23 protein-coding genes and 1 pseudogene are annotated in these 23,756 nt (G+C 32.0%); 10 read left to right on the plus strand and 14 right to left on the minus strand.

Features of this window, described 5'->3' with window-relative positions; genetic code table 11:
* Positions 1-1,590: pseudogene (locus tag J8L88_RS12370) on the minus strand (hypothetical protein); the annotation flags it as partial.
* 325 nt (positions 1,591-1,915) lie between these two features.
* Here J8L88_RS12370 and J8L88_RS12375 point away from each other — a divergent pair.
* The 5 genes from J8L88_RS12375 to J8L88_RS12395 all read left to right on the plus strand — a co-directional run bounded on the left by J8L88_RS12375 (position 1,916) and on the right by J8L88_RS12395 (position 7,927).
* Positions 1,916-2,638: a hypothetical protein gene (locus J8L88_RS12375; RefSeq protein WP_211060882.1), complete on the plus strand. Its 723-nt coding sequence runs from the start codon at positions 1,916-1,918 to the stop codon at positions 2,636-2,638.
* 156 nt (positions 2,639-2,794) lie between these two features.
* A complete protein-coding gene (locus J8L88_RS12380) occupies positions 2,795-4,285 on the plus strand; it encodes a lipase (protein WP_147404078.1) in 1,491 nt (496 codons plus the stop codon).
* Complete coding sequence (locus tag J8L88_RS12385) at positions 4,275-5,552, plus strand: GDSL-type esterase/lipase family protein (protein ID WP_211060883.1); 1,278 nt, start codon at positions 4,275-4,277, stop codon at positions 5,550-5,552. The genes J8L88_RS12380 and J8L88_RS12385 overlap by 11 nt, the downstream gene beginning before the upstream one ends.
* Positions 5,545-7,203 carry an MBOAT family protein gene (locus J8L88_RS12390; RefSeq protein WP_211060884.1) on the plus strand — a complete coding sequence of 553 codons (1,659 nt, stop codon included), beginning with the start codon at positions 5,545-5,547 and terminating at the stop codon, positions 7,201-7,203. The genes J8L88_RS12385 and J8L88_RS12390 overlap by 8 nt, the downstream gene beginning before the upstream one ends.
* Before the next feature lie 70 nt (positions 7,204-7,273).
* Positions 7,274-7,927 carry a uracil-DNA glycosylase family protein gene (locus tag J8L88_RS12395; protein WP_211060885.1) on the plus strand — a complete coding sequence of 218 codons (654 nt, stop codon included), beginning with the start codon at positions 7,274-7,276 and terminating at the stop codon, positions 7,925-7,927.
* 72 nt (positions 7,928-7,999) lie between these two features.
* Here J8L88_RS12395 and J8L88_RS12400 read toward each other — a convergent pair whose 3' ends face one another.
* Together J8L88_RS12400 and J8L88_RS12405 are read right to left on the minus strand one after the other, a co-directional pair.
* Positions 8,000-8,533, minus strand: coding sequence for a hypothetical protein (locus tag J8L88_RS12400; protein ID WP_027395393.1), 534 nt, complete (start codon positions 8,531-8,533; stop codon positions 8,000-8,002).
* Between the two features lie 181 nt (positions 8,534-8,714).
* Entirely contained in the window at positions 8,715-9,302 is a 588-nt protein-coding gene (locus tag J8L88_RS12405) for a DUF1287 domain-containing protein (protein WP_211060886.1), read from the minus strand.
* Positions 9,303-9,510: 208 nt separating this feature from the next.
* Here J8L88_RS12405 and J8L88_RS12410 point away from each other — a divergent pair, with 208 nt between their 5' ends.
* Positions 9,511-10,773 carry a hypothetical protein gene (locus J8L88_RS12410; RefSeq protein WP_211060887.1) on the plus strand — a complete coding sequence of 421 codons (1,263 nt, stop codon included), beginning with the start codon at positions 9,511-9,513 and terminating at the stop codon, positions 10,771-10,773.
* 4 nt (positions 10,774-10,777) lie between these two features.
* On the opposite strand, the gene J8L88_RS12415 is transcribed toward J8L88_RS12410, so the two are convergent.
* The 10 genes from J8L88_RS12415 to J8L88_RS12460 form a co-directional block, all read right to left on the minus strand.
* Positions 10,778-10,960: a DUF6576 domain-containing protein gene (locus J8L88_RS12415; protein ID WP_155839781.1), complete on the minus strand. Its 183-nt coding sequence runs from the start codon at positions 10,958-10,960 to the stop codon at positions 10,778-10,780.
* Between the two features lie 159 nt (positions 10,961-11,119).
* The gene (trpA, locus tag J8L88_RS12420) at positions 11,120-11,881 is read right to left on the minus strand and encodes a tryptophan synthase subunit alpha (protein WP_211060888.1); all 762 of its coding nucleotides are present in this window, start codon (positions 11,879-11,881) and stop codon (positions 11,120-11,122) included.
* Between the two features lie 87 nt (positions 11,882-11,968).
* On the minus strand, positions 11,969-13,150 hold the full coding sequence (gene trpB / locus J8L88_RS12425; protein ID WP_211060889.1) for a tryptophan synthase subunit beta: 1,182 nt from the start codon (positions 13,148-13,150) through the stop codon (positions 11,969-11,971).
* A gap of 49 nt (positions 13,151-13,199) precedes the next feature.
* Complete coding sequence (locus tag J8L88_RS12430) at positions 13,200-13,874, minus strand: phosphoribosylanthranilate isomerase (RefSeq protein WP_027395398.1); 675 nt, start codon at positions 13,872-13,874, stop codon at positions 13,200-13,202.
* On the minus strand, positions 13,871-14,656 hold the full coding sequence (gene trpC / locus J8L88_RS12435) for an indole-3-glycerol phosphate synthase TrpC (protein WP_211060890.1): 786 nt from the start codon (positions 14,654-14,656) through the stop codon (positions 13,871-13,873). The genes J8L88_RS12430 and trpC overlap by 4 nt, the downstream gene beginning before the upstream one ends.
* A 17-nt stretch (positions 14,657-14,673) precedes the next feature.
* Positions 14,674-15,669: an anthranilate phosphoribosyltransferase gene (trpD, locus tag J8L88_RS12440; protein ID WP_027395400.1), complete on the minus strand. Its 996-nt coding sequence runs from the start codon at positions 15,667-15,669 to the stop codon at positions 14,674-14,676.
* Positions 15,670-15,762: 93 nt separating this feature from the next.
* Positions 15,763-16,332: an aminodeoxychorismate/anthranilate synthase component II gene (locus J8L88_RS12445; RefSeq protein WP_027395401.1), complete on the minus strand. Its 570-nt coding sequence runs from the start codon at positions 16,330-16,332 to the stop codon at positions 15,763-15,765.
* Positions 16,333-16,336: 4 nt separating this feature from the next.
* On the minus strand, positions 16,337-17,734 hold the full coding sequence (locus tag J8L88_RS12450; protein WP_211060891.1) for an anthranilate synthase component I family protein: 1,398 nt from the start codon (positions 17,732-17,734) through the stop codon (positions 16,337-16,339).
* A gap of 227 nt (positions 17,735-17,961) precedes the next feature.
* Positions 17,962-18,528 carry a YceI family protein gene (locus J8L88_RS12455; RefSeq protein ID WP_211060892.1) on the minus strand — a complete coding sequence of 189 codons (567 nt, stop codon included), beginning with the start codon at positions 18,526-18,528 and terminating at the stop codon, positions 17,962-17,964.
* A gap of 41 nt (positions 18,529-18,569) precedes the next feature.
* A complete protein-coding gene (locus J8L88_RS12460) occupies positions 18,570-19,022 on the minus strand; it encodes a MarR family winged helix-turn-helix transcriptional regulator (RefSeq protein ID WP_108801528.1) in 453 nt (150 codons plus the stop codon).
* A 218-nt stretch (positions 19,023-19,240) separates the two neighbouring features.
* Between J8L88_RS12460 and J8L88_RS12465 the strand changes: the two genes are divergently transcribed.
* The 4 genes from J8L88_RS12465 to J8L88_RS12480 all read left to right on the plus strand — a co-directional run bounded on the left by J8L88_RS12465 (position 19,241) and on the right by J8L88_RS12480 (position 21,282).
* Positions 19,241-19,762, plus strand: a complete 522-nt coding sequence (locus tag J8L88_RS12465; protein ID WP_027395405.1) for a TlpA disulfide reductase family protein — start codon at positions 19,241-19,243, stop codon at positions 19,760-19,762.
* A gap of 44 nt (positions 19,763-19,806) precedes the next feature.
* Positions 19,807-20,433 carry a thioredoxin family protein gene (locus tag J8L88_RS12470; protein WP_211060893.1) on the plus strand — a complete coding sequence of 209 codons (627 nt, stop codon included), beginning with the start codon at positions 19,807-19,809 and terminating at the stop codon, positions 20,431-20,433.
* Positions 20,434-20,547: 114 nt separating this feature from the next.
* Positions 20,548-20,862, plus strand: coding sequence for a rhodanese-like domain-containing protein (locus tag J8L88_RS12475; RefSeq protein WP_027395407.1), 315 nt, complete (start codon positions 20,548-20,550; stop codon positions 20,860-20,862).
* An 18-nt stretch (positions 20,863-20,880) separates the two neighbouring features.
* Positions 20,881-21,282, plus strand: a complete 402-nt coding sequence (locus J8L88_RS12480; protein ID WP_118386935.1) for a rhodanese-like domain-containing protein — start codon at positions 20,881-20,883, stop codon at positions 21,280-21,282.
* A 79-nt stretch (positions 21,283-21,361) separates the two neighbouring features.
* Here J8L88_RS12480 and J8L88_RS12485 read toward each other — a convergent pair whose 3' ends face one another.
* Positions 21,362-23,680, minus strand: coding sequence for an N-acetylmuramoyl-L-alanine amidase (locus tag J8L88_RS12485; RefSeq protein WP_118386933.1), 2,319 nt, complete (start codon positions 23,678-23,680; stop codon positions 21,362-21,364).
* Positions 23,681-23,756: the final 76 nt, after the last annotated feature.

Consider the following 23,756-nt stretch of genomic DNA (forward strand, 5'->3'; position numbering starts at 1 on the left):
ACCTGAATAAATTCCTCCTGCAGGACTTCCGCCAGTTAATCCAGTTTGTGTGCCTTGATCAATACATATATCCGTTGGAGCATTGAATGTTACATTTGGTAGTTCAAATACTTCAATAGTATCTGAAGCAGTATCATTACATCCATTTGCATTCGTAAAACTATACGTTATTGTATGAACTCCTGCGCCAGCTGTTGCAGGATTAAAAGAGTATGTTGTTCCGTTTCCATCATCAGTTACTCCAGTTCCAGAATATGTTCCTCCAGTTGGACTTCCGCCAGTTAATCCAGTTTGTGTGCCTTGATCAATACATATATCCGTTGGTGCATTAAAAGTTACATTTGGTAGTTCAAATACTTCAATAGTATCTGAAGCTGTATCAGTACATCCATTAGCATTCGTAAAGCTATATGTTATTGTATGAACTCCCGCACCGGTGATTGCTGGATTAAAAGTGTACGTTGTTCCGTTTCCATTATCTGTCACACCAGAACCGGAATAAATTCCTCCAGCAGGACTTCCGCCAGTTAATCCAGTTTGTGTGCCTTGATCAATACATATATCCGTTGGTGCATTAAAAGTTACATTAGGTAACGCAAATACTTCTATGGAATCACTTGAGCTATCATTACAAGTGCCTGCGCTTGTGTAAGTTATTGAATGCGTTCCTATACCCGCAATAGTTGGATTAAAGTTGTAGGTAAGTCCATTACCGTTATCTGTAACACCAGGACCAGAATAAATCCCTCCAGTTGGAGTTCCGCCTCCTAAATTAGTTTGTATTCCAGCATTAATACATAAATCTGCGGGTGTTGAATAACTTGCAACATCATTTGCAGTGACATTGACCGTAAGATTTGCACACGAACCGGGAACTACACATAAACCTCCTTCACCTCTTACAAAATAAGTGGTGCTTGGTGATGAAGGGGTAACTACAAATGATGATGTGCTAGTAGTTCCGATTTCTGTGCCTCCACAAGCTCCTGTGTATATGTGCCATTCTGTTGCGTCGTTTAAGTTTCCAGAAATAGAAAGTGTTGTTGTATCACCTTCGCATAGAGTAGTTGGAGCATGTGTAACCATAGGTATATCGGGATCAGTACAAGGAATCGCAGTAAGGTTTACTAAAAATAATAAATCACTGTTTGCCTGTGAGATTCCATTTTCATAACGTTGACCATCTGCATAATTAGGTGTTGGTTCATTATCATACGCTATTAGTCCACCTATATTGGAAATATCAAGCGTATACGTTTGTCCAGAGATTAGAGTAATATTTAACGCTGAAAAATCAAATTCCGAATAATCAGTAGGAGTCGAAAAAGGACTAGTAGTCTGATTCGTTAGCGTTCCTAATACCGTTCCACCATACCCTTCTCCATCATAAAGAGTTACATTTACTACATCACTAGTAAAAGTTAGAATACCAATAGAATTTAAAATGCCATTACATGAAGCTATGAAACTCTGCCCAGATTGAAGAGAAGTTCCATTTATCAATTGGTCATCATCATTTTCAATAGAACATTGACTATTTCCAACATTTGCAATACAAAAGATTGCAATTACAAGTATAATTCTTTTCACTTTCTAAGTATTTTAAATACACCTTTTCAGAGTTGTTAACACTGAATTTAAAAGTTATTAACAATGTAGATTGGGGGCTTATTTGTATAAGAGTGTCTACTGTTATGACTTTAAGTTTGTTATATGTTTATGGCGTAAAGATAGATAATTATTTTTTGTTAATAACTTTAACATTAAGAAGACCTGTCAAATAGCTGAAATTTCAAGATAGAAAATGATGTAAAACACAGACTTTTAGATGACTATTATTAATTGCGCAAAGTTTTATGAAGAGGATTGTGCTTTGTGTTTATAAATAATCATAGAGATTTATTATTTTCGTCGGATGCCATATTTTTTAATTATCGCTTTACAGGGCTTCTGCATATATCACGCTTTTAAAAATAACCGTGAGTACTATTGGTATTTTCTAATTGTGCTTTTACCAGTAATAGGATGCATTATTTATTTAGTTACGCAAGTCTTTAATAAAAGGGATTTAGATGTTGTTCAAAAGGAAATCGTAAGTGTAGTAAATCCAACTAAAAAAGTAAATGATCTTAGAAAACAAGTGGAGTTTGCTGATACTTTTCAGAATAGGGTTTTACTTGGTGATGCCTTATATGAAATTAATGATTATAATTCTGGAATTGGAGAATATGAGATAGCATTAAATGGTAATTATGAATCTGATGCGGGAGTTGTAAAAAAACTTCTAGAAGGGTATTATCATACAAGTCAATTTGATAAAGTCATTTTTTGCGCCGAAAAAATAGTTAAAAACACTGACTTTAAAGGGTCTAGAAGTCAGTTTTTATATGGTTTAGCTTTAAAAGAAGAAGGAAGGTCTAATGAAGCTGAAGAAAACCTAAGATCAATTGATCAGCGATACTCTAATTATGAAGAGCGCTATGTTTTAGCTCAATTTCTTATTAGCAAAGGAAAAAATATAGATGCTAAAGAAATCTTATCAGAAATAATGTTAGAATCGCAACATATGTCTAAACATAACCGCAACAAATATCGAGGAGTTGTTAATGATGTAAAGAAGTTAATTACATCTATTTAGTGCGTTAGATTGTAATAATAGACGATATAAGCTAATTAAGAGTAGTATTTACCGGTAAAGAATAGATAATCTCTTTGCATTTCGCAAAAACTTTCTATTTTTACAAAAATCAAAAGTTCCCCGATCACCTTGAAAATCAAACCTATTCAAATATCTTTGTTTCTAATACTCGTGTTGGGAGGATTATTCGGTTTAATGTTTTTGAGCAAAAAGGGAGGAATCCAAAAAGCTCAGATACAAGAAGATGGCTTCTCCTATGAAGGAGTTTCTCTAAAATACCCTACATATAAAACTTTCTTAGCTTTAGAAAAAGACTCATCACTTACTAAAAAGCAAGATATTTTAAAAGTTACGGAAACCGTTGTTCCTGTGGCTGATGAGTCCGATCTGGAATATGAATCCTTATCAGCAATTAAAGAAAATAAAGATAGTTTACAAAGGCCAGATTTCTCTAAGATTGATAGTACTAGAATTGAAAGAATACGATACCCTGTAGATAATCCGGATTTTGTAAAAGAGCTACAGTCTAAATTATCTTCTAGATCTTGTAGAATAATGCATTATGGTGATTCTCAAATAGAAGGAGATAGAATTACAGGTTATATTAGAAATAGGTTGCAAACCATGTATGGAGGTAGTGGTCCAGGTTTTATACCAGTAAAACCAGTTTATAATCAAATAGCCGCTGTGGTAAAGCCTAGCGAAAATTGGTTTAGATATGCTAGATTTGACCCGACACAGGAGAGATTTAAGCATAGGAAATACGGGGCATATATGTCAGTTTCTCGATTTACCGAACATAAAAAAACACTTCCTGATAGTACTACTTTGGATTCCTTACCCGTGGTAAAAGCTTCCGTGGTTATTGGAAAATCTAAAAAAGCATATGCTAAATTCAGAAGATTTACTAATATAGGATTACATTACGGAAATTGTAATTTTCCAATTAAAGTTTCTGTTTACAATGATGGAAAGCTAATTAAACAGGATAGTTTAATTGCAGATGGTCGATATCATAAGTATACGATAAAAACCAATACAACTCCAAGTAGTTTAAAAATTGAACTAGAAGGAAAAGTAAGCGCAGATTTTTATGGGCTGACATTAGATGGAGGATCAAGAGTACAGATTGATAATGTTGCTATGCGTGGTTCTTCAGGAACCATTTTTTCTAGTACCAATGCTTCTATTTATGGTCAGATGACTAGAAATCTAAAACCTAAGATCATCATTATGCAATATGGTGGAAACACGATGCCCTACTTGAAGGACTCTACAAAGGTTGATAACTATGCAAAATCTATTGTAAATCAGATTAATTGGTTGAGACGAAGAACTAAAAATGCAAGTTTTATATTTATCGGTCCTACGGATATGTGTCTTCCTGTAAATGGAAAAATGGAGACTTATCCTTTATTGCCATATTTGAACGCTAAATTAATAGAAACTTGTTCGGAAAATAACGTTGCGTATTGGAGTATGTATGATGCTATGGGAGGGAAGGGGTCTATGCCTTTTTGGGTTGAAGAAAAGTTGACTGCTAATGATTATATGCACTTTACTTGGAAAGGAACTAAGATTATTTCGGAGTTGTTTTTTACTGCATTATACTTAGATCTAAAAAAAGAAATAGCCGATGAAACATAGTATATTATATTTATATTTTTGTTTAGTGTGCACTTCGGTTATAGGTCAGGATTATGTTTTGGATACTATAAGAGATAAATATCCTTTTATTAACTGGAAAGCAAATAAGATTAAATTTGTAGAAAATGCTCCTTCTTTTGTGAAGTTATTTCATAAACTAGATACTATAGCCAGAGGAAATGAAGAAAATGTTCATATTTTTCATATTGGAGGCTCTCACATACAAGCTGATATTTATTCTAATAGGTTAAGAACGTATTTACAACATATGAGTCCTACTGCAAAAGGTCAAAGAGGATTTATTTATCCGTATAAAATAGCAAGCACGAATAACCCTAGTAATTTCAATGTAGAATATGATGGGAATTGGAAGGGATATCGTTGTTCTATAAAAAGAGATAGTATCGCCTGGGGTATGGCAGGTGTAACGGCAGTTTTTAAAGATTCAATTTCAAATATTAAGATAAAGGCAAATCATAGAGGGTACGATGCGCAACAATACGATTTTAATAGAATTAGAATTTTTTATGATAATTGGAGTGAAGATTATGAAATCTACTTTAAAGAGTCTGGACTAATAGCGGATACCAAAGTAAATAAGGAGGCGCATTTCATTGAATTTGTATTGACACAAACTTTAGAAGAGGTAGAATTTTGTGTTCAAAGAATTGGTAATCCTGAAAACCCAGAGTTTTTAATGATGGGTATGGAGCTAATGAATGATAATAGCGGGGTAGAGTATACTACTATTGGTGTTAATGGGGCAAGTTTCAACTATTATGATAGGTGTAGATATTTTAATGATCAGTTGATGTTGTATAAACCAGATTTGTTTATTGTCTCAGTTGGAACTAATGATGCGTATCATCCAGATTTTAATCCAAAAGAGTATAAAGCTTATTACGAAAACCTTATTTTAAACATACAGAAAGCTAATCCAGATTGTGCAGTTTTACTTACAGTTCCTAATGATTCTTATTATAAGAAGAAGTATCCAAACCCTAGAACTAGGGTGATGCAAAAGATTATTTATGAATTGGCAGAAAAACATAAAATGGCAGTTTGGGATTTTTATGAAATAATGGGAGGTTTTAACTCCTCTAGAGATTGGTATCAGAATAAGTTAATGCCACGAGATAGAATACATTTTACACAATTGGGATATAGAATTAAAGCAGATTTATTATTACAAGCATTGACAAATTCCTGGGAAAAAGAGTTAAAGTTAACGCCTAATTCTGTTTTGAATCAAATAATTAATGAATAGATTAAGAGATATTTTTTCTTTTTCAGAGGAGTATCCTCTGATATTTACACAGGCGGATTTCTGGGTTTTCTTTGCAGTTATCTATTTTCTGTATTCGATATTATACAGCAAAAAGAATCTACGTAGCGCGTATCTGTTTGCGATAAGTCTCTTATTTTACTACAAGACGAGCGGTTTATTTATCGGAATCTTACTTTTTAGTACAGTAAACGATTTCTTTTTGGGTAAAGCCATTTACAATAGTAAATCTATATTGATCAAAAAACTACTGGTAACAGTAAGTGTGATAATTAATCTGGGAACGCTTTGTTATTTTAAATACGCCTATTTTTTTACAGAATCTTACAATAGCCTTTTTAATACTAATTATGAGGTTATTAATTACTTAGCTCAATTTGCTAATTCCTGGGCAAGTATTGATTATTTTACTGTTGACGCGATCATATTACCCGTGGGAATTTCTTTTTATACCTTTCAGACTATTAGTTACAGTGTTGATATTTATCGAAAACAGATAGAGCCTCTAAAGTCCATTATAGACTTTGGTTTTTTTGTAAGTTTCTTTCCGCAATTGGTAGCAGGTCCTATAGTTCGTGCTTCGGATTTTGTTCCGCAAATCAGAAAAGAAATTACAATTACTAAACAAGAATTTGGGAGCGCAACATTTATGATTCTAAAAGGATTAATAAAGAAGATGCTTTTTGCAGATTTTATCGCGATGAATTTTATGGACCGTGTATTTGATGTTCCAGAAATGTTTTCTGGGTTTACAAATATTATGGCAATGATTGGATATTCATTACAGATCTATGGTGATTTTTCAGGATATACAGATATTGCGATTGGACTGGCATTGCTAATGGGGTATAAATTACCGGTTAATTTTAATTCGCCTTATAAGGCCATTCATTGCGGGGATTTTTGGAAACGATGGCATATATCTCTGTCTAGTTGGTTAAAAGATTATTTATATATTCCAATAGGAGGAAACCGAAATGGAAGTATATTCTCTTATGTTTTTATTACTGTTTTTACTTTTTTAGGAGTATTTGCATATGCAGATTTTGGAATAGCAATTATAGCAACAGCGGGAATAGGCTTATTACTTATTGTTACACTATTCTCCGCCAAATTAGCTTGGCATTTTAATAGAAATGTTAATATTATGATTACTATGTTAATCGGAGGTCTATGGCACGGAGCTTCTTGGAAATTTGTAATATGGGGAGGATTAAATGGATTGGGAGTTGTTGCATATAAATATTGGCGCAAAATAAGCCCTTATGAAAATTCTAATGCTTGGTTAGCAGTTACCTGGAAGATTGCATTCACTTTTATCTTTATAACTTTTACCAGAATCTATTTTAGAGGTAATAGTATGGATCATATTAATCGTTTTTATCAAGCGATTATGACTAATATGGATTGGACAAATGCATTGGTGGTTCTTTGGGAGTATAGAATCGTGTTTATAGTAATGTTATTGGGTTACATCACGCATTGGTTGCCATACAAAACTAAGGACTGGATATTAGATCAATTCATTAAAAGTAATGTTATTGTCAAAGGAATAATATCGGTAATTGTTGCTGTTATATGTTATCAAACATATGCAGCCGATTTTCAGCCGTTTATTTATTTCCAGTTTTAAGATCTATACTGATTTTAGACCCTACTAGATAAAATCTTTTTAACTTCGTGTTTGTAAATAAAAACTAGTATTGTTTCAACATACACATCCATACGAGCCTTTTTTTCCTGCGGGAGCCACAAAATTAATTGTGGGAACATTGCCACCTCCACGTTTTACTTCTGGAAAATTGAAAGAAGGAGATGTTGATTTTTGTTATGGTAGTATTAGCGGATTATTATGGCCGGTTTTAGATCGTATTTTTGATTTAGATTTGATTTTTGAAACAACACAAAAAGCAATAGATCAGCGTAAGAATTTTTTAGCCTCTCGAGGTATTGGAGTATGTGATATTGTGCATAGTTGTGAACGTGAAAAAATTGATGCATCTGATTTAGGTATGCAGCATATCCAACTAAGAGATGTAGTATCATATTTGCATCAATATCCTAACATAGAAACACTTCTGTTTACTGGTGGGAACAGTAAAAATGGACCTGAATATTTTTTTAGAAAACACCTTAGAGAATATCAATTAAAGTTAGAAGTAGTCTCTAATGATATTCCAAGAATTCATAGTTTTAGACTTGGAGAAAGAACTATAAAAACAGTTTCGTTGATTGCACCGTCGGGAGCTGCAAATAGATCTATTGGAAGTTTACAAACTTATAAAGATTTAAAAAACCAAAATCCAACATTCAATACAATTGATTTTAGAGTCTTGCAGTATAAAGGTTATTTCTGATAAGATAGAAAAATCGACATCAATATTAGTGATGTCGATTCTCTTAATAAGTAACTTTGTTACAATACTATATTATGCATCTTGATAGGCTTGCGCTTGTGCAAGTAGAAATTTAGCTTGTTTTTCTGGTGCCATTTGAATCTGTACTAACCTCCATGTAAGATTGTAAGTACTAATCTTAAAGTTAGCAGGAATAGAACCGAAAAAAGGATCATTTGTGTCTAATGCGGTCGTTGCAAATGATGGTTGTCCTTTGGTGATTAGTTTAATTTCCGAAACACTCCCATCAATTGAACCTGTAACAGAGCGATAATATTGCCAAACTAAAGACGTGCTACCAATGCTATTAGTTAGATCTCTAAAACCATCTGCTGGTGGTGCAGATACATTATACGGTACCGTTGAGCTGGTTCCGAATTTATAAGATAATGAATTCACAATTTCTTTACCGCCCATGTTTACCGAAGAATAATCAAAATCCGTTTTTACGCTTTTGATTCCGTTCATTACATCCTTTACAGATGATTGAGCAGTTACATTTGGTACCTGTAGGTTTTCGAAATAACAGTAGAGTCCCACAACTCTAAAACTTACTTGTAATGACATAGTTCTTTTTTTAAAGTTAATATTTTTATTATGCCAAATTACAGTAAGTATTCAGGGAAAATACCCCGTATTAATACTGGTTAACAATTGTTTACTTATAAAAGAAAGAAAGTTCATGTCAATCAATTAAAGCTATACAATCGTTAACGTTTTTTTATAATCAGAATAGGTTTTAGTGAGATTATCTATTTCCATTGTAACGATAGTGTCCAATGATTTTATAGTCAAATAAACAATCTGCTAGTACTTGACCAGAACCAATGTTATGAACAATTAAATATCGTTTTTGATCAGAAGATTTTTTGTTTACGACTAATCCAATATGAGTAAGCCCTCCTCCTAAACTCCAACTAATGATATCTCCAGGTAAGTAATCTGTTGCGTTGTTAGAATTAGATTTTGTCTCTCCAAATCTAGAAAAGAATTTCATTAAATTAGGAACTCTTCGATGATCAATATTTTTATCTGTTTTAGATAGTCCCCAGTTTTTAGGATATAAATGAAAATTTACTTTCATATCTTCATGAACCTCTTTTTGAAGATCGATTCCTAGTTTTCTATAGGCCCTTATTACTACATCTGTGCATACTCCTTTATCACTCGGAACATCTCCATTTGGATATTTTATGGAGAAATATGAAGGATCATAAGTCACATCATCTGCGGTTAATCTTATTGTAGCGTTGGATAGTCTATCATAAAAGCTTTCTTGAGAAATAAGAATATTAGAAAATGTAGATACTAAAAGGAATAAGATTAGTCTATGCATTTTGTTTTGTTTTTAATTTATTAACGTTATTAATTTTTTATTATTAAGAAAATTCTTGCATTATATTGTTAAAATTCTTTTTTTTGATCCTTGATTAGAATATAGTCTATTTTAATCAAGTATATAATTTTTGATACCCCTAATCTTCAATTTGTACTCATTATACTTTCGCGAAGGTGACTAACTAAAGTTACTACGATATTTCGTTATGAGAATTTACTGTTTACTAGCTGCTTTTTGCTCTTTGCTACAATATAGTTATGGGCAACAATTAGATGTTGATTTTTCCAGAGATGGATTGCTAGTTTTTAAAGAATTAGGAGTTTTAACTTCTCATATTATTGATTTTGATGTTCTAGAAGGTGGAGAAATTAATGTTTTGTACGAATCTGATGCAAAAAGAAACCTGGTACGTCTTACTAAAAATGGTACAAAAGATATTCGTTTCAATACCGAAATAAGTAATCTAAATAACGAATATACCATACCAGTAGCGATTAATTCTAAAGCAGATGGGAGTATATTAGTTCTATCAAACTTCTGGAATGGACATAGTTGGATGATTTCTGTAAATGAGTTTTATGATGATGGAACTATTAACCATGGGTTTGGTAGTAGTGGAGTGTACAAAAAAAATATTCTTGATAATTTAGATGATAATTATGGGCAATATATCTATGCATCATCAAGAGATGAGATAATAGTTGTTGCCAAAGTAAAAGATTTTAGAAAAACAGAAAGTGAAGAAAAGATTGCTATTCTTAAACTTTCTGATATTGGAGAAACATTATCATCCGGTTTGTATGATGATCATTACTTTACATTAAATTGTTCTGCAATGACAGATGATTATCTATTATTAGCATATTCTGAATCTATTGATAATGGAGAAGAACAAGCCACTTACTTGGCTGGATTAGATAGTAGAAAAATGTCTTCGAATAAATTAAACTGTATACAGATTAATGAAGATTATCAATCATTTGATCGTATTGTGTTATCCGAAGAAGAGATGTATACTTCTCAATTGAAAAGTGATTCAGAGGGTTTGTATCATATTCGGAAATATGATGTAGAAGGAAATCTAGATGTTTCCTTTTTTGATACCGGAGAAATGAGTTATAGCGCGGATATTTATAACACTGATTTTGTGGTGAATGATAAGGGTGAAGTATTTGTTATTTCTGCTAGCTTGGATAATGAATTCGAAATATTGATCAAAAAGTTATTAAAGAATGGAGATATCGATATGGATTATGGTACCAATGGAGTAGCTTCAGTTTTTCTTAAATACCCAATCTTAGAATTAAATAAAATTCGATTGAATAAAAAAAGTGAGTTGTATGTTTCTGGTGAAATGCGTGTCGAAGGCGATTCCTATGGTTTTATGACAAAATTAAAACTAAATATGGAGCAACTAAAAAGAGAAAAATTAGAAAAATTCTTGGATAATTTATTTACTAAAGAATAGTAAATTATTTAGATAATTCTTCTAACCTTTCCTTTTCTATTTTAGTGAGTTTATCAATACCTTGTTTGTTTATTTTATCTAATAAATCATTTAATTCTTTTTCTTTTTCTATTTTATTTGAATTGTATCGATCGTCTATATCTAATAGCCCTTCTGGTTTTTCCTTAATACTTTTTTTGAATTGCAAAAAATCAGGTTTTAACCACTTGATGAAAACAAAAATGACAATAACGGCGATTATTAAAGGAATAGAAATAAAGGTTATCAATAAAATCGGAGATATCATAAAAATTCTAATTAATTCAGAATGAATATTATAAATATTCTTTTTTTAAATTTATGAATATTATCTAATTGTTTCAATAAAATCTTCAATACTTTCTACACCATTTTGAGTTAAGTGTTTGATAAAAGCAGATCCAATAATTGCACCTTTTGTAGTTTTAGTCGCTTGAGTAAACGTTTCATTATTACTAATACCAAATCCAACAATCTGTGGCGCCTTTAAATCCATATTAGCGATACGCTCAAAATATGCTTCTTGTGTATTTCCGAATCCAGATGTAGATCCTGTAACACTTGCAGAGCTTACCATATAAATAAATCCATTTGAAACACTATCAATAAAACGTATACGTTCTTCTGAAGTTTGCGGAGTAATTAAAAAGACATTGATTAATCCATATTTTTCAAAAGTTTCTTGATATTGCTCGTGATACTCGGCAACTGGTAAATCAGGTATGATTAATCCATCAATTCCTATTTCTTGACATTTGGCGCAAAAAGCTTCTACACCATACTGCATCATTGGGTTAAAATACCCCATAATAATTAATGGTATGCTCACAGATTTTCTAATATCTGCAAGTTGTTCGAACAACAGTTTAGTAGTCATTCCATTTTTTAAAGCTATTGTAGAACTTTCTTGTATTGTTGGTCCATCTGCCAACGGATCGCTAAAAGGTAATCCTATTTCTATCATATCAACACCGCTTTTTTCTAGATCCTGAATGACTTTTTTTGTATCAGATAATGAAGGATAACCTGCGGTAAAATATATTGATAATAGTTTTTTATTTTGCTCAAGAGCTGTATTAATTCTGTTCATGTCTTTATTAGTACAGTAGTCTTTAATTAGTAATCAGTGTCAATAAAATAGATTGATACTAAGTACTAATTACTTTCTACTAATTTATTATAATTTGAAATAATCTATATAAGTATTAAGATCTTTATCTCCTCTCCCAGAAAGACTAATTACTACAATGTCATCAGGTTTAAATTTTTTGTCATTGAATATAGCCAAGGCATGCGATGTTTCTATTGCTGGGATGATACCTTCTAATTGAGATAATTCTAATCCAGCAGCCATGGCATCGTCATCTGTTACAGAGTAAAACTCTCCTCTTCCGGTTTTGTATAAGTGCGAGTGTAAAGGGCCTACACCTGGATAATCTAATCCAGCCGAAATAGAATATGGTTCGGTGATTTGGCCATCGCTCGTCTGCATTAGTAACGTTTTGCATCCGTGTATAATTCCTTCTTTACCTAATTGAGATGTTGCAGCACTTTCTCCACTATTAACGCCTTTACCAGCAGCTTCTACAGCAATAATTCCTACGTTTGGTTCATCTAAGAAATGATAATACGTTCCTGCTGCATTACTTCCGCCTCCGATACAGGCCACAACATAATCTGGATTTTCTCTTCCTTCTTTTTCTTTTAATTGCCATTTGATCTCTTCAGATATAATCGATTGAAATCTAGTAACCATATCTGGATACGGATGTGGTCCAATAGCAGAACCAATAATATAATGAGTATCTACTGGGTTATTTATCCAATCTCTAATAGCTTCATTAGTTGCGTCCTTTAATGTTTTACTTCCGGATTTTGCAGGCCTTACTTCTGCACCAAGCATTTTCATACGAGCTACATTAGGAGCTTGACGTTTAATATCAATTTCTCCCATATATACGATACATTCAATTCCCATTAATGAACAAACTGTGGCAGTAGCTACACCGTGTTGCCCAGCTCCTGTTTCTGCAATAATTCTATTTTTGCCTAATTTTTTTGCTACTAGAATTTGCCCAATGGTATTGTTTACTTTGTGTGCCCCAGTATGATTTAAGTCTTCACGCTTTAAGTATACTTTGGTATTGTGTTTTTCAGAAAGACGTTTGGCATAGTATAATGGAGATGGTCGTCCTACATAATCCCTTAATAGTTGATCAAACTCCTCTTTAAAAGAAGGTTCATTCATAATCTCTAAATATGTAGATCTTAACTCTTCTACATTAGGGTATAGCATTTCTGGAATGTATGCTCCTCCAAAATCACCATAATATCCTTTTTCGTTTACTTGGTAGCTCATTTCTTTTCTTTTTGTGATATATCATAGTTGTAAGACATAAATAGCGCCTTTAACAATCTACAAACAATAGTTTTTTAAATTTTTCTAAATCATTTATGTTTTTTAATCCTGGTTCAATTTCGAATTTACTATTGATATCTATTCCATATATTGGTAAATCTGTTTCTAGGATTTTTTTTACATTTTCAATTTCTTGTAATCCAATTCCACCACTTAAAATAAATGGAGTAGAGGAGTTATAATTATTTAAAACACTCCAATCGAATGTATATCCGTTACCTCCTTTTTCTTTTCCTTTCGTGTCAAAAAGAAAATAATCTACAATTCCTTCATAAGGTTTTAATTCTTCAAAATCGAATTGATCTTTGATCGAAAAAACCTTCCATACTTCAAAATTATAAGGCTCAAAACCAACTTCGATTCCATTTTCGATAATCGGCAATGATAATTCCCCTTCTTTTAGTGCTTTACAGTATTCTGGACTTTCATTGCCATGAAGTTGTATAGCTTTTAACCCATATTTTGCGGTTTTTAAAACAACCTGATTTAAAGGCTCATCCACAAAAACTCCTGTTTTTTTAATCGTATCTGGTATTTTAGGAATTATAGCATCAAAATTTCGAGGAGATTTTTCATAGAAAATGAACCCAAGATAGTCCGGCTGCAATGCTGCAACAGCTTCTATGTTTTCTTGATATTTCATTCCGCATACCTTTAGTTTCATCTTTGTAAGGCTTTTATAAATTCTACAGCGCTAGATCCCGGGTTTTCAGTTTTCATAAAGTTTTCACCTATTAAAAACCCTTTGTATCCATATGGTTGTAATTCTTTTATAGCTTCGATATTACTAATACCACTTTCAGAAACTTTTACAAAATCATCAGGAATATGTTTGCTCAACTCTTTACTTATATCGATACTAACCTCAAAAGTTTTGAGATTACGATTATTAACTCCTAGCATATCTAAGGAAGGCATTATTGATTTCTCTAATTCTTCTAGATTGTGAACTTCTAATAATACGTCCAATGATAATTTTTTTGCAAACTCTGATAATGTTTTGATTTCGTCTTTAGATAATACAGCGGCGATTAATAATACTACATCGGCACCATATGCTTTGGCTTCTAATAGTTGGTATTCATCTATGATGAATTCTTTACGTAATAACGGCATCTTTACAGAAGCTCTAGCAAGTAATAAATCGTCTAATGATCCACCAAAATATTTTCCGTCTGTAAGAACTGACATTCCACAAACTCCAGCATTTTCGTACCCTGTAGCTACATCTTGGACGCTAACTTTTTGATTAATTATGGATTTAGAAGGAGATCTACGTTTATGCTCTGCAATAATTCCTGTATTGCTCTTTCGTAAAGTATCTGCTAAAGAATTTCCTTTACGATCAAATAATACAGAGTTTTCTAATTGATGAATAGGTATTAAGCTTTTTCTGAGTTCAACTTCTTTGTATTTATCTGCTATAATTCTATCTAGTATGTTCATTGTTAAATAACTGATCACTAATTCTTACTCAATTCTTGTACTTTTTTTAATGCAGCTAATCCTTTTCCTGATAGCAACGATTCTTTCGCTTTTTCAAATCCTTGAATTGGAGATAAATTTTCTACCGTTGCGATTGCCATTCCTGCATTGGCAGACACAACATTGTTTTGTGCCTCTGTACCTTTACCGCTTAGGATATTCATGAAAATAGTTGCTGACTCTTCTATAGAATCTCCACCCACAATCTCTTCCATTTTTAAAGCAGATACCCCAAAATCTTCAGGTGTTAGCATTCCTTCGGTTGTGTTAGAAATTGTTTTCGTACTTCCTGTAAGTGATATTTCGTCATATCCATCTAGTGCATGAATTATAGTAAAATTTTTATCTGTATTTTGATATAAATACCCATACATTCTTGCTAATTCAAGATTGAATACACCTACGATTTGATTTTTTGGAAATGCTGGATTTACCATAGGCCCTAGCATATTAAAGAATGTTTTTACGCCTAATTCTCTTCTTATAGGAGCTACATTCTTCATGGCTGGATGAAATAAAGGTGCATGTAATACGCATATCCCTGCTTCATCAATACTACGCTTTAGAAAATCTTTGTCATTACTAAATTTGATTCCTAAATGTTCCATAACATTAGAACTACCACATTTAGAAGAAACGCCATAATTACCGTGTTTAGTTACTTTAATACCAGCACCTGCAGAAACAAAAGATGATAATGTAGAAATATTAAAAGTATCTTTTCCATCTCCTCCAGTTCCACAAAGATCGATAGGATTATATTCGCTTAGGTCTACAGCAATACATAGTTCTAATAAAGCGTCTCTAAAACCTTCTAGTTCTTCGACAGTAATACTACGCATCATATAAACCGTAAGAAATGAGGCAATTTGGCTTTGGTTATAATCTCCTTTAGATATATTAACCAAAACTTGTTTAGCTTCTTCTTTAGAAATGGTTTCGTGATTGATTAATCGATTTAATAAATTTTTCATAAGCCATTTTTTCCCAGTTTTCTCAGAGTATTGATAGAGAATTTACATAGGATATTTTTTAAAATTAATATAGTATCATTATTATTATCAATCTCAATTGTTGATCCAGTTTTCTAACATTTTCTTTCCGTCGGGAGTAAGTACTGATTCTGGATGAAATTGCACGCCTCTAACATCTAATTCCTTGTGACGAAGAGACATTATTTGTCCATTCTCATCAAATGATGTTGCTTCTAAACATGATGGTAAATCTTTTTCTGACACTACCCAAGAGTGATATCTCCCTACATCGAATGTATCGTTTAATCCATTAAAAAGTGGCTCGTCTGATACTGTAAGTTTTACTTCGGTAGCAACACCGTGGTAAACTTCATCGAGATTGATGATGTTTCCACCAAAAACTTCTCCAATAGCCTGCTGACCAAGACATACACCGAATATACTTTTGGTATTTGCATACGTTTTTATGATATCTTTTAATAGTCCAGCCTCATCAGGAATACCAGGTCCTGGTGAAAGTAGTATTTTATTAAAAGATGCTACTTCTTCTAAGTTCAATTGATCATTTCGTTTTACAACTACTTCACACCCTAAGTCTTCTAGATAATGAACCAGATTGTAAACAAATGAATCGTAGTTGTCTATTACTAATACTTTTTTCATCTCCTTATATTTCTTCAGCTAGTTTCAACGCTTTGGTTAGTGCTCCCAGCTTATTGTATACTTCTTGTAATTCGTTTTCTTTGTTTGATTCATTGACTAATCCTGCTCCAGCTTGCCAATGTAATTGATGATTTTTACTTAAAAATGTTCTAATCATGATTGCGTGATTAAAATTTCCAGAGAAATCCATAAAACCAATTGCGCCACCATAAAAATCTCTGTTCACGGTTTCATACTTTTCTATAAGCTGCATAGCCATATGTTTTGGTGCTCCACTTAATGTACCCGCAGGAAATGTATCTGCGACTACTTGCATAGTAGTGGTGTCCTTGTGTTTTTTACCAGTTACTTTACTTACTAAATGAATTACATGAGAATAGAATTGTACTTCTCTATAAGTATCTACGGTAACGTCACTACCATTGCGACTTAAATCATTACGAGCTAGATCAACTAGCATTACGTGTTCTGCGTTTTCTTTTTCGTCTACAGATAATTTTTTAGCAAGTTCTGCATCTTGTTCATCATTTCCTGTTCTTTTAAAAGTTCCAGCGATTGGATGAATTTCTGCAATATCATCTTTAACTACTAATTGTGCTTCTGGCGAACTCCCAAATATTTTGAAATCACCATAATCAAAATAGAATAAGTAAGGAGATGGATTAACACTTCGTAAAGCGCGATACACATTAAATTCGTCTCCTTTAAATTTTTGGGAAAAGCGTTTAGATAAAACTAATTGAAAAACATCTCCTCGTTGGCAATGCTGTTTAGCCAAGGCAACATGTTCCTTGTATTGTTCATCATCTAAATTAGAGGTCGTTTGACCAACAGTAGTGAAATTATAAGATGCAAAGTTTTTTACATTGAGTAGAGATTCTATTTCCGAAATGTTACTTACAGAGTCGTAGCAATGGGCAAAAATATAAGCTTCATTGTTAAAATGGTTGATTGCGATAATATTTTGATATACGGTATATTGCATATCAGGGATGTCTAAACCACCTGGTTTCTTTGTAATTTCTATGTTTTCGAAATAACGGACTGAATCATAAGAAATATACCCAAATAATCCATTGTTTATAAATTTGAAATCACTTTTAGAGGTTTTGAATTTCTGCCCAAATTGCTCTATAACAAGAGGAATGTTTGTATCATTAGTTATTGGGGTTTCACTAAATGTTTTGTCAGGAAATGATTCATAAATAGTTTCATTTTCGATCCTAATATTAGCAATTGGATTACAACAGATATAAGAAAAACTGTTTTCATTACCTCTATAATCGCTACTTTCTAATAAAAGGCTATTAGGAAATCTATCTCTAATTTTTAGATAGACACTAACCGGTGTAATGGTGTCGGCAAGAATTTGTTTGAAATGTGTGGTTAATGTATAACTCATGTTAGATTTTAATATTTATAATTTATAAACCCCTTGATTATATGAACAAAAAAAAGGCTTGTCGTGATTTGACAAGCCTTTGATATGTTTACTTAACTATATGACAGGATCTATCTCACGACGTTTTCGTTATAAGATGACCACCACCATGTATTTGTTAAGATTATTTTCATTTTATTTTTCTTGAGTCAAATATATAAATTAATTATAATTCAAAAAACAAAAAATTACATTTTTAAATTTACAGCTAATTCGAATTCATCGCTGATCGCTTTATCTCCTAAATTATCAAAGAAACTTCCTGATCCGTATTTGATATCATATTTGGTTCTATCTACTTTTAAGGTAGTTGAAGCAGTTGATCCATTTACAGCAAGGTCAAAAGCTATAGGATTTGTTTTTCCTTTGATAGTAAGATCTCCGGCAATTTTATAACCACCATCCATTTTCGAGGCTTTTTTAATTATAAGTTTAGCGTTTTTGAAATTTTGTACGCCAAAGAAATCATCAGAATTAAGGTGACCTTCTAATTTTTCCTTTCCTTTTCCGGCTTCTAGATCTGTTACCGCAAGTGAGGTCATATCTACGATAAACTCACCACCACTTAATTTTTTGCCATCAAAGGTCAAGAATCCACTAGAGAAATTAAGTGTTCCAGTGTGTTGACCAGTCACTTTTTTTCCTGTCCAATTAATAGAACTTTCTGCTGTATTTATCTTTTTTTGTTGAGCATAAATAGATGTAGTAGCAATTATTGTTAATGCTAAGAATAATGGTCTAAGTTTGGTTTTCATAATTTTAAAATTTAATGATTATATAAATTGTGTTTACTTAATTAACTTCTAAGTTTATTTAATAGGTTGTTTAGAATGTTCAATTCTTCTTTAGATAAGTTGGAGGTGATTTTTTTTTCGAAATTATCCATTACGGGGCTTATTTTATCTAAAAAGTTATTCCCGTTTTCTGTTATCGTGATTTCTACTTTTCTTCTGTTAGTTTCACAAATGATTCTTTTTACTAAATCTTTTTTAATTAGTTTATCAACTAATCGTGTCGTATTACTCATTTTACTAACCATTCTCTCTTGTATAGTAGATAAGTTGGCAGGTTTACCTCCTTGACCCTTTAAAATTCGTAGTACATTAAATTGCTGAATAGAAATATCATAAGTTTTTAATTCTGAACTTATTCGATCACTTATCCAATTTTCGGTATATAATAAATTAATGATCACCTTTCTAGAGAGAGGAAGTTCTTTTTTTGTTTGTATGATATCTTCTATATTCATTTGTATAAACAATATTTGTATATACAAATGTATAATGTTTTCTCTCTTAAAAACTATAAAGAGTTACTAATTCTTTGTTAAAGTTCAGATGATTGATATTCATTAATATTATTATTGTTCGATTATAGGATGAACGAAATCCTAAAATTCTCTTTATGAATTATTTAAACCTTGTTAATTTTCTTTTGAGAAATAACGCGTTTTAATACATTAGTGTAATGCAGAAACTGATCTTATATATAGGATTAACCTTTTTGGTTGTTGGGTGTAAAGGAGAACAAAGAGTTGCTTTTGAGGCATCTAATGTTTTTTCTAGCAAAGGTGTAGAGATACCAGTATATGATTTTGAAAATTTTGAACACCTTTTAACTATTAATGACGGAAAAACACGGGTGATTAATTTTTGGGCTACTTGGTGTAAACCTTGTGTTGCAGAATTACCGTATTTCGAATTGATTAATAGTAGATATCCAGATAAAGAAGTAGAAGTGATATTAGTGAGTTTAGATCTTCCTAATCAGGTAGAAACTAAGCTGATACCGTTTGTAAAAAAGCAACGTATACAAAGCAAAATTGTATTGTTGGATGATCCTGACGCTAATACTTGGATTCCTAAAGTGAATGAAAATTGGTCTGGTTCTATACCAGCTACCATAATATACAAAGGAAATACATCTAATTTTTATGAGCGATCCTTTACCTATGATGAATTAGAAAGAGAATTAAAAAAAATGTTATAATAGTTCCTAGTCGTACTGATTAAAACCTTAATTAAATAAAACAGATGAAAACTTTAAAAATTTTAGTAGCAGTTGTTCTAGTAATTGCAGTAAGTGCATTTGCGATTGATAAAGTTAATTTGTCAGATAGTGATGCTGGATATGTGATAGGTGATGTCGCAACAGATTTTAGCCTTAAAAACATTGATGATACTACAGTTTCTTTAGCTGATTATAAAGACGCTAAAGGGTTTATTGTTATTTTTACTTGTAATCATTGCCCATATTCTGTGGCTTATGAGGATAGGATTATAGAATTGGATAAAGCTTTTAAAGATAAAGGATATCCTGTTATTGCTATCAATCCTAATAATCCTAAAGCATATCCAACGGATAGTTTTGATAACATGAAAGTAAGAGCAAAAGAAAAAGGGTTTACATTTCCTTATTTATTTGATGATGGCCAGAAAATATATCCTCAATATGGAGCTACAAAAACTCCTCATGTTTATATTTTAGAAAAAACGGCAAACGGTAACGTTGTGCGTTACATCGGAGCAATAGATAATAATTATAAAGATGCATCAGCTGCTGATAAAAAATATGCTGAGGATGCTATTAATGCTTTATTAAAAGGAGAAAAAGTTCCTTTAGAGACTACTAAAGCAATTGGTTGTAGTATAAAAGCATAATTAGCACTGTACTTTTAAAATAAATGGATGTACAACTTCGTACAATTCAGTAAGGACTCTTATATTTGTAAGGAATTGCGGATTTAAAAGTTCAATTAAAAAAGGAAATATAAAATGGCCGAAGATATCACTCAAGATCAATGGGAAGATCTAATTGCTAAGGATACAAATGCAGTAATTTTAGATGTTAGAACAGAGGAAGAGGTAGAAGATGGATTTATACCTAATATGTTAAATCTAGATATACGCCAAGGACAAGGTTTTTTAGATGAAGTACAGAAATTAGATAAATCCAAAAATTATTATGTGTACTGCCGTTCTGGAGCTAGAAGTGCACAAGCTTGTACATTGATGAATCAAATGGGTTTTGAAACTACTTATAATCTCATAGGTGGTTTTATGAGCTGGGATGGCGAAGTTGCCGAATAATAGTATTTAATTGTGTTTATGAGAATTAAAACAATAGTAACCGTAGTTGTTCTTTCAATGTTGTTATTCAATTGTAAAGATGCTAAAACAGATGATACTGCCATTGTAGAATTAATAACAGTAGCAGAGATGGATTCTTTATTGGAAATGGAAAAAGTACAGCTTGTAGATGTACGAACTCCACAAGAATATGCAGAAGGTCACATAGAAGGAGCGATTAATATAGATTTTAGTGATGAGAATTTCGAAACACTAATATCTGAAGTAGATAAAACAAAACCTGTAGCTGTATATTGCGGTAGGGGAGGAAGAAGTGGTAAATGTTCTGCGTATATGAAGAAAGCAGGGTTTACTAAAATCTACGATCTAGATGGTGGTATTACTGAATGGAAATATAAAGGAAAGACTTTGGTTAAATAATTTTTAAGTGTTTCTGTCATGATATAAAAAAACCGACCATATAGTGGTCGGTTTTTTATTTTATATTTTTCCGAATTGATTATTGTTTTAAGATTCTTGAATAGGTTACATTTTTACCATTTTTTACTTTTATAATATAAGTTCCACCCGCAATTCCTTCAATTAAAGAGCTGATGTTTAGATTCTGTAAACTATTTTCTTTGGGTGTCGTATTAATTTTATTTAATAATTTACCAGTAATATCCCAAATAGATACTTCTAAACGTTGATTTGAGGTAGCATTATATGTCAATGTCAATGATTTAGCTGTTGTTGGATTTGGATAAATGATTGGATCACTATTGTTTAGTTTTGTATCATCAATAATATTTGGATTTTGTCTAGAAAGAGAGCTAATCGTTATATCTAAGTTTCCAGGAGCAGACCAATTCCCAGCAGCATCTCTTACCAAACTTTTAATTTTTCCATTTTGTCTTCTTATATCTTTAGTTACAGAAGATCCAGCTGTTATGGATTGTGTTTGATTTGCTCTAAATTTATACACTTTAAGATCATCGAATTCCATATTGGTTTTGTTCGTTCTTAACGAGATAGAACTTCCATTTTTGATTGGAGTCGTGTCTGTCCATCTTAAAAGCGAGGTATTGTTTCTAAAAATTTCTAATACTCCAAAAGCCGGGCTATAGGTTATTTTATAATTAGCCCATTGGTTATCTAGTGATACATCACTAATCGCTCTAAAATTTAGTTGATTATTTACTGTCTCATATATTCTGACCTTATTATCTTCTCCACTAAACCATATTAAATATGAGTTTCCTCTCTGACTTTGGGTTACATCATCAGCCATGATATGTAGACCAAATTTTTTTGGCCCAGTTGTAGAAATTGTTTTAGCAGAGAACTCATACAAATAAGGGAGCCCAGAATTTTGCGATAAAAAAGTATTCAATTTTGTATTGTCAGACGAAATGTCGGATTGACTTAAATGTCCATTACTAATACTCCAATTTCCAGCTCCTTGGGTATATCCAGAGTAGAAAATATTAAAATTGTCATTAAAAAAGCCATTGCCTCGGTTTGCATACCAATTATCACCATATTTCTCTAAAGCTTGATAAAACCTTCTAGTTACCCCTATGTTATCATTGTCATTAAAGTTAGCTGTAAAATCACCTGATTGTGTATTGCCGCCAGAAGCACTAATAGTCGTAGTTGGAGATTGATTATCGGTTCCGCCGCCAGATCCAGAGCAATTATTGTCAATAAGATTTTGTACTCCTGTTCTTATACTTGGCAGAATAGCATAACCTCCATCTCCTGGACACGCCGAACATCCACCTCCATCTCTATGCCCTGATATAGTTCTTAAAGAACCATCAATAGAATAGTGATAGGCAAATCCAGAAGGGTTAATGTTCTCTTTTGTAGCTTTCCAGGCTAATAAATCTTTTAAAGAATTTTGAGTAGCGACTTTTGGTGTAGCCGATGAATAATTACCTAACATACAAACTCCCATTGTATTACGGTTTCTACCACAAAAATGAGCACCTACCGCACTGTCTCCGCCAGCTCTTCCTTCGTAAATAACTCCATTCGGATCTATTAAGAAATTATATCCAATATCCGACCATCCATTAGAATTCATATGAAAATTTTGTACAGATCGTACTCTTGCAGCCCAATCACTACTAGAATTAGATCCAAATTCATGATGAACAATGAGATGTGTCACGTTCGTAGTAGGAAATGAACTTCTTGGAGGCCTTGCTCCCCATTGTGATCGTGAAACTACAGATGGTTTACTACAAGCTGCTTTATTTTGATTTTTAAATTTTATGGTGTTAATTTCTTCTAATGTTTTTCTTGGTGTAGCTCCAGGGCTGTAATGTTTTAACAGTATTTTTTCTAAAATCATTTCTTTATTCGTGGTAATATCTAATGCATATTGAATATAGGATATTGACTTATCTAGATATAATAGAGAAGAAATTAGATAGTTGTTATTTATTTTATCAAAATGTCCATCAAAAGGAATTTTTTTCCAATCTGACCAAATTTCTCCTTTTTCTGAAGTTCGGTAGGTGATCAAGATGGCGTCGTGATTTAAATTAGTACCATTTAATTGAAGATAAGTACTAATAAATGGTTCTGGTTCTATGAGTGAAATTTCTACAGGACTTATAATTATTTTTTCTGTTTCTGATAATTTAGAAAAGACTATTCCCTCATTACTATATTTTAAATTTTTAGATGTATAGCTAATAGCTTTTTTAGAACTTAATTCAATTACATTTTCTGTAGAACCTTCTCCTTTAAGTTTATTTCCTTGAGACCAAATTACCTGATGTAATAATAAACTTAGAATGAGGTAAATAAGTTTTGTGTTAGTTTTCATATGATGTTTGTGTTTTGAGTTTATATTTTATGAAGGGTTTTGCAAGAAAAAGGGCTCAGACAAGTTGTTAACCAAA

Origin of the sequence: Aquimarina sp. MMG015, from assembly GCF_018100855.1 — a bacterium.
Taxonomy (GTDB): Bacteria; Bacteroidota; Bacteroidia; order Flavobacteriales; family Flavobacteriaceae; genus Aquimarina; species Aquimarina latercula.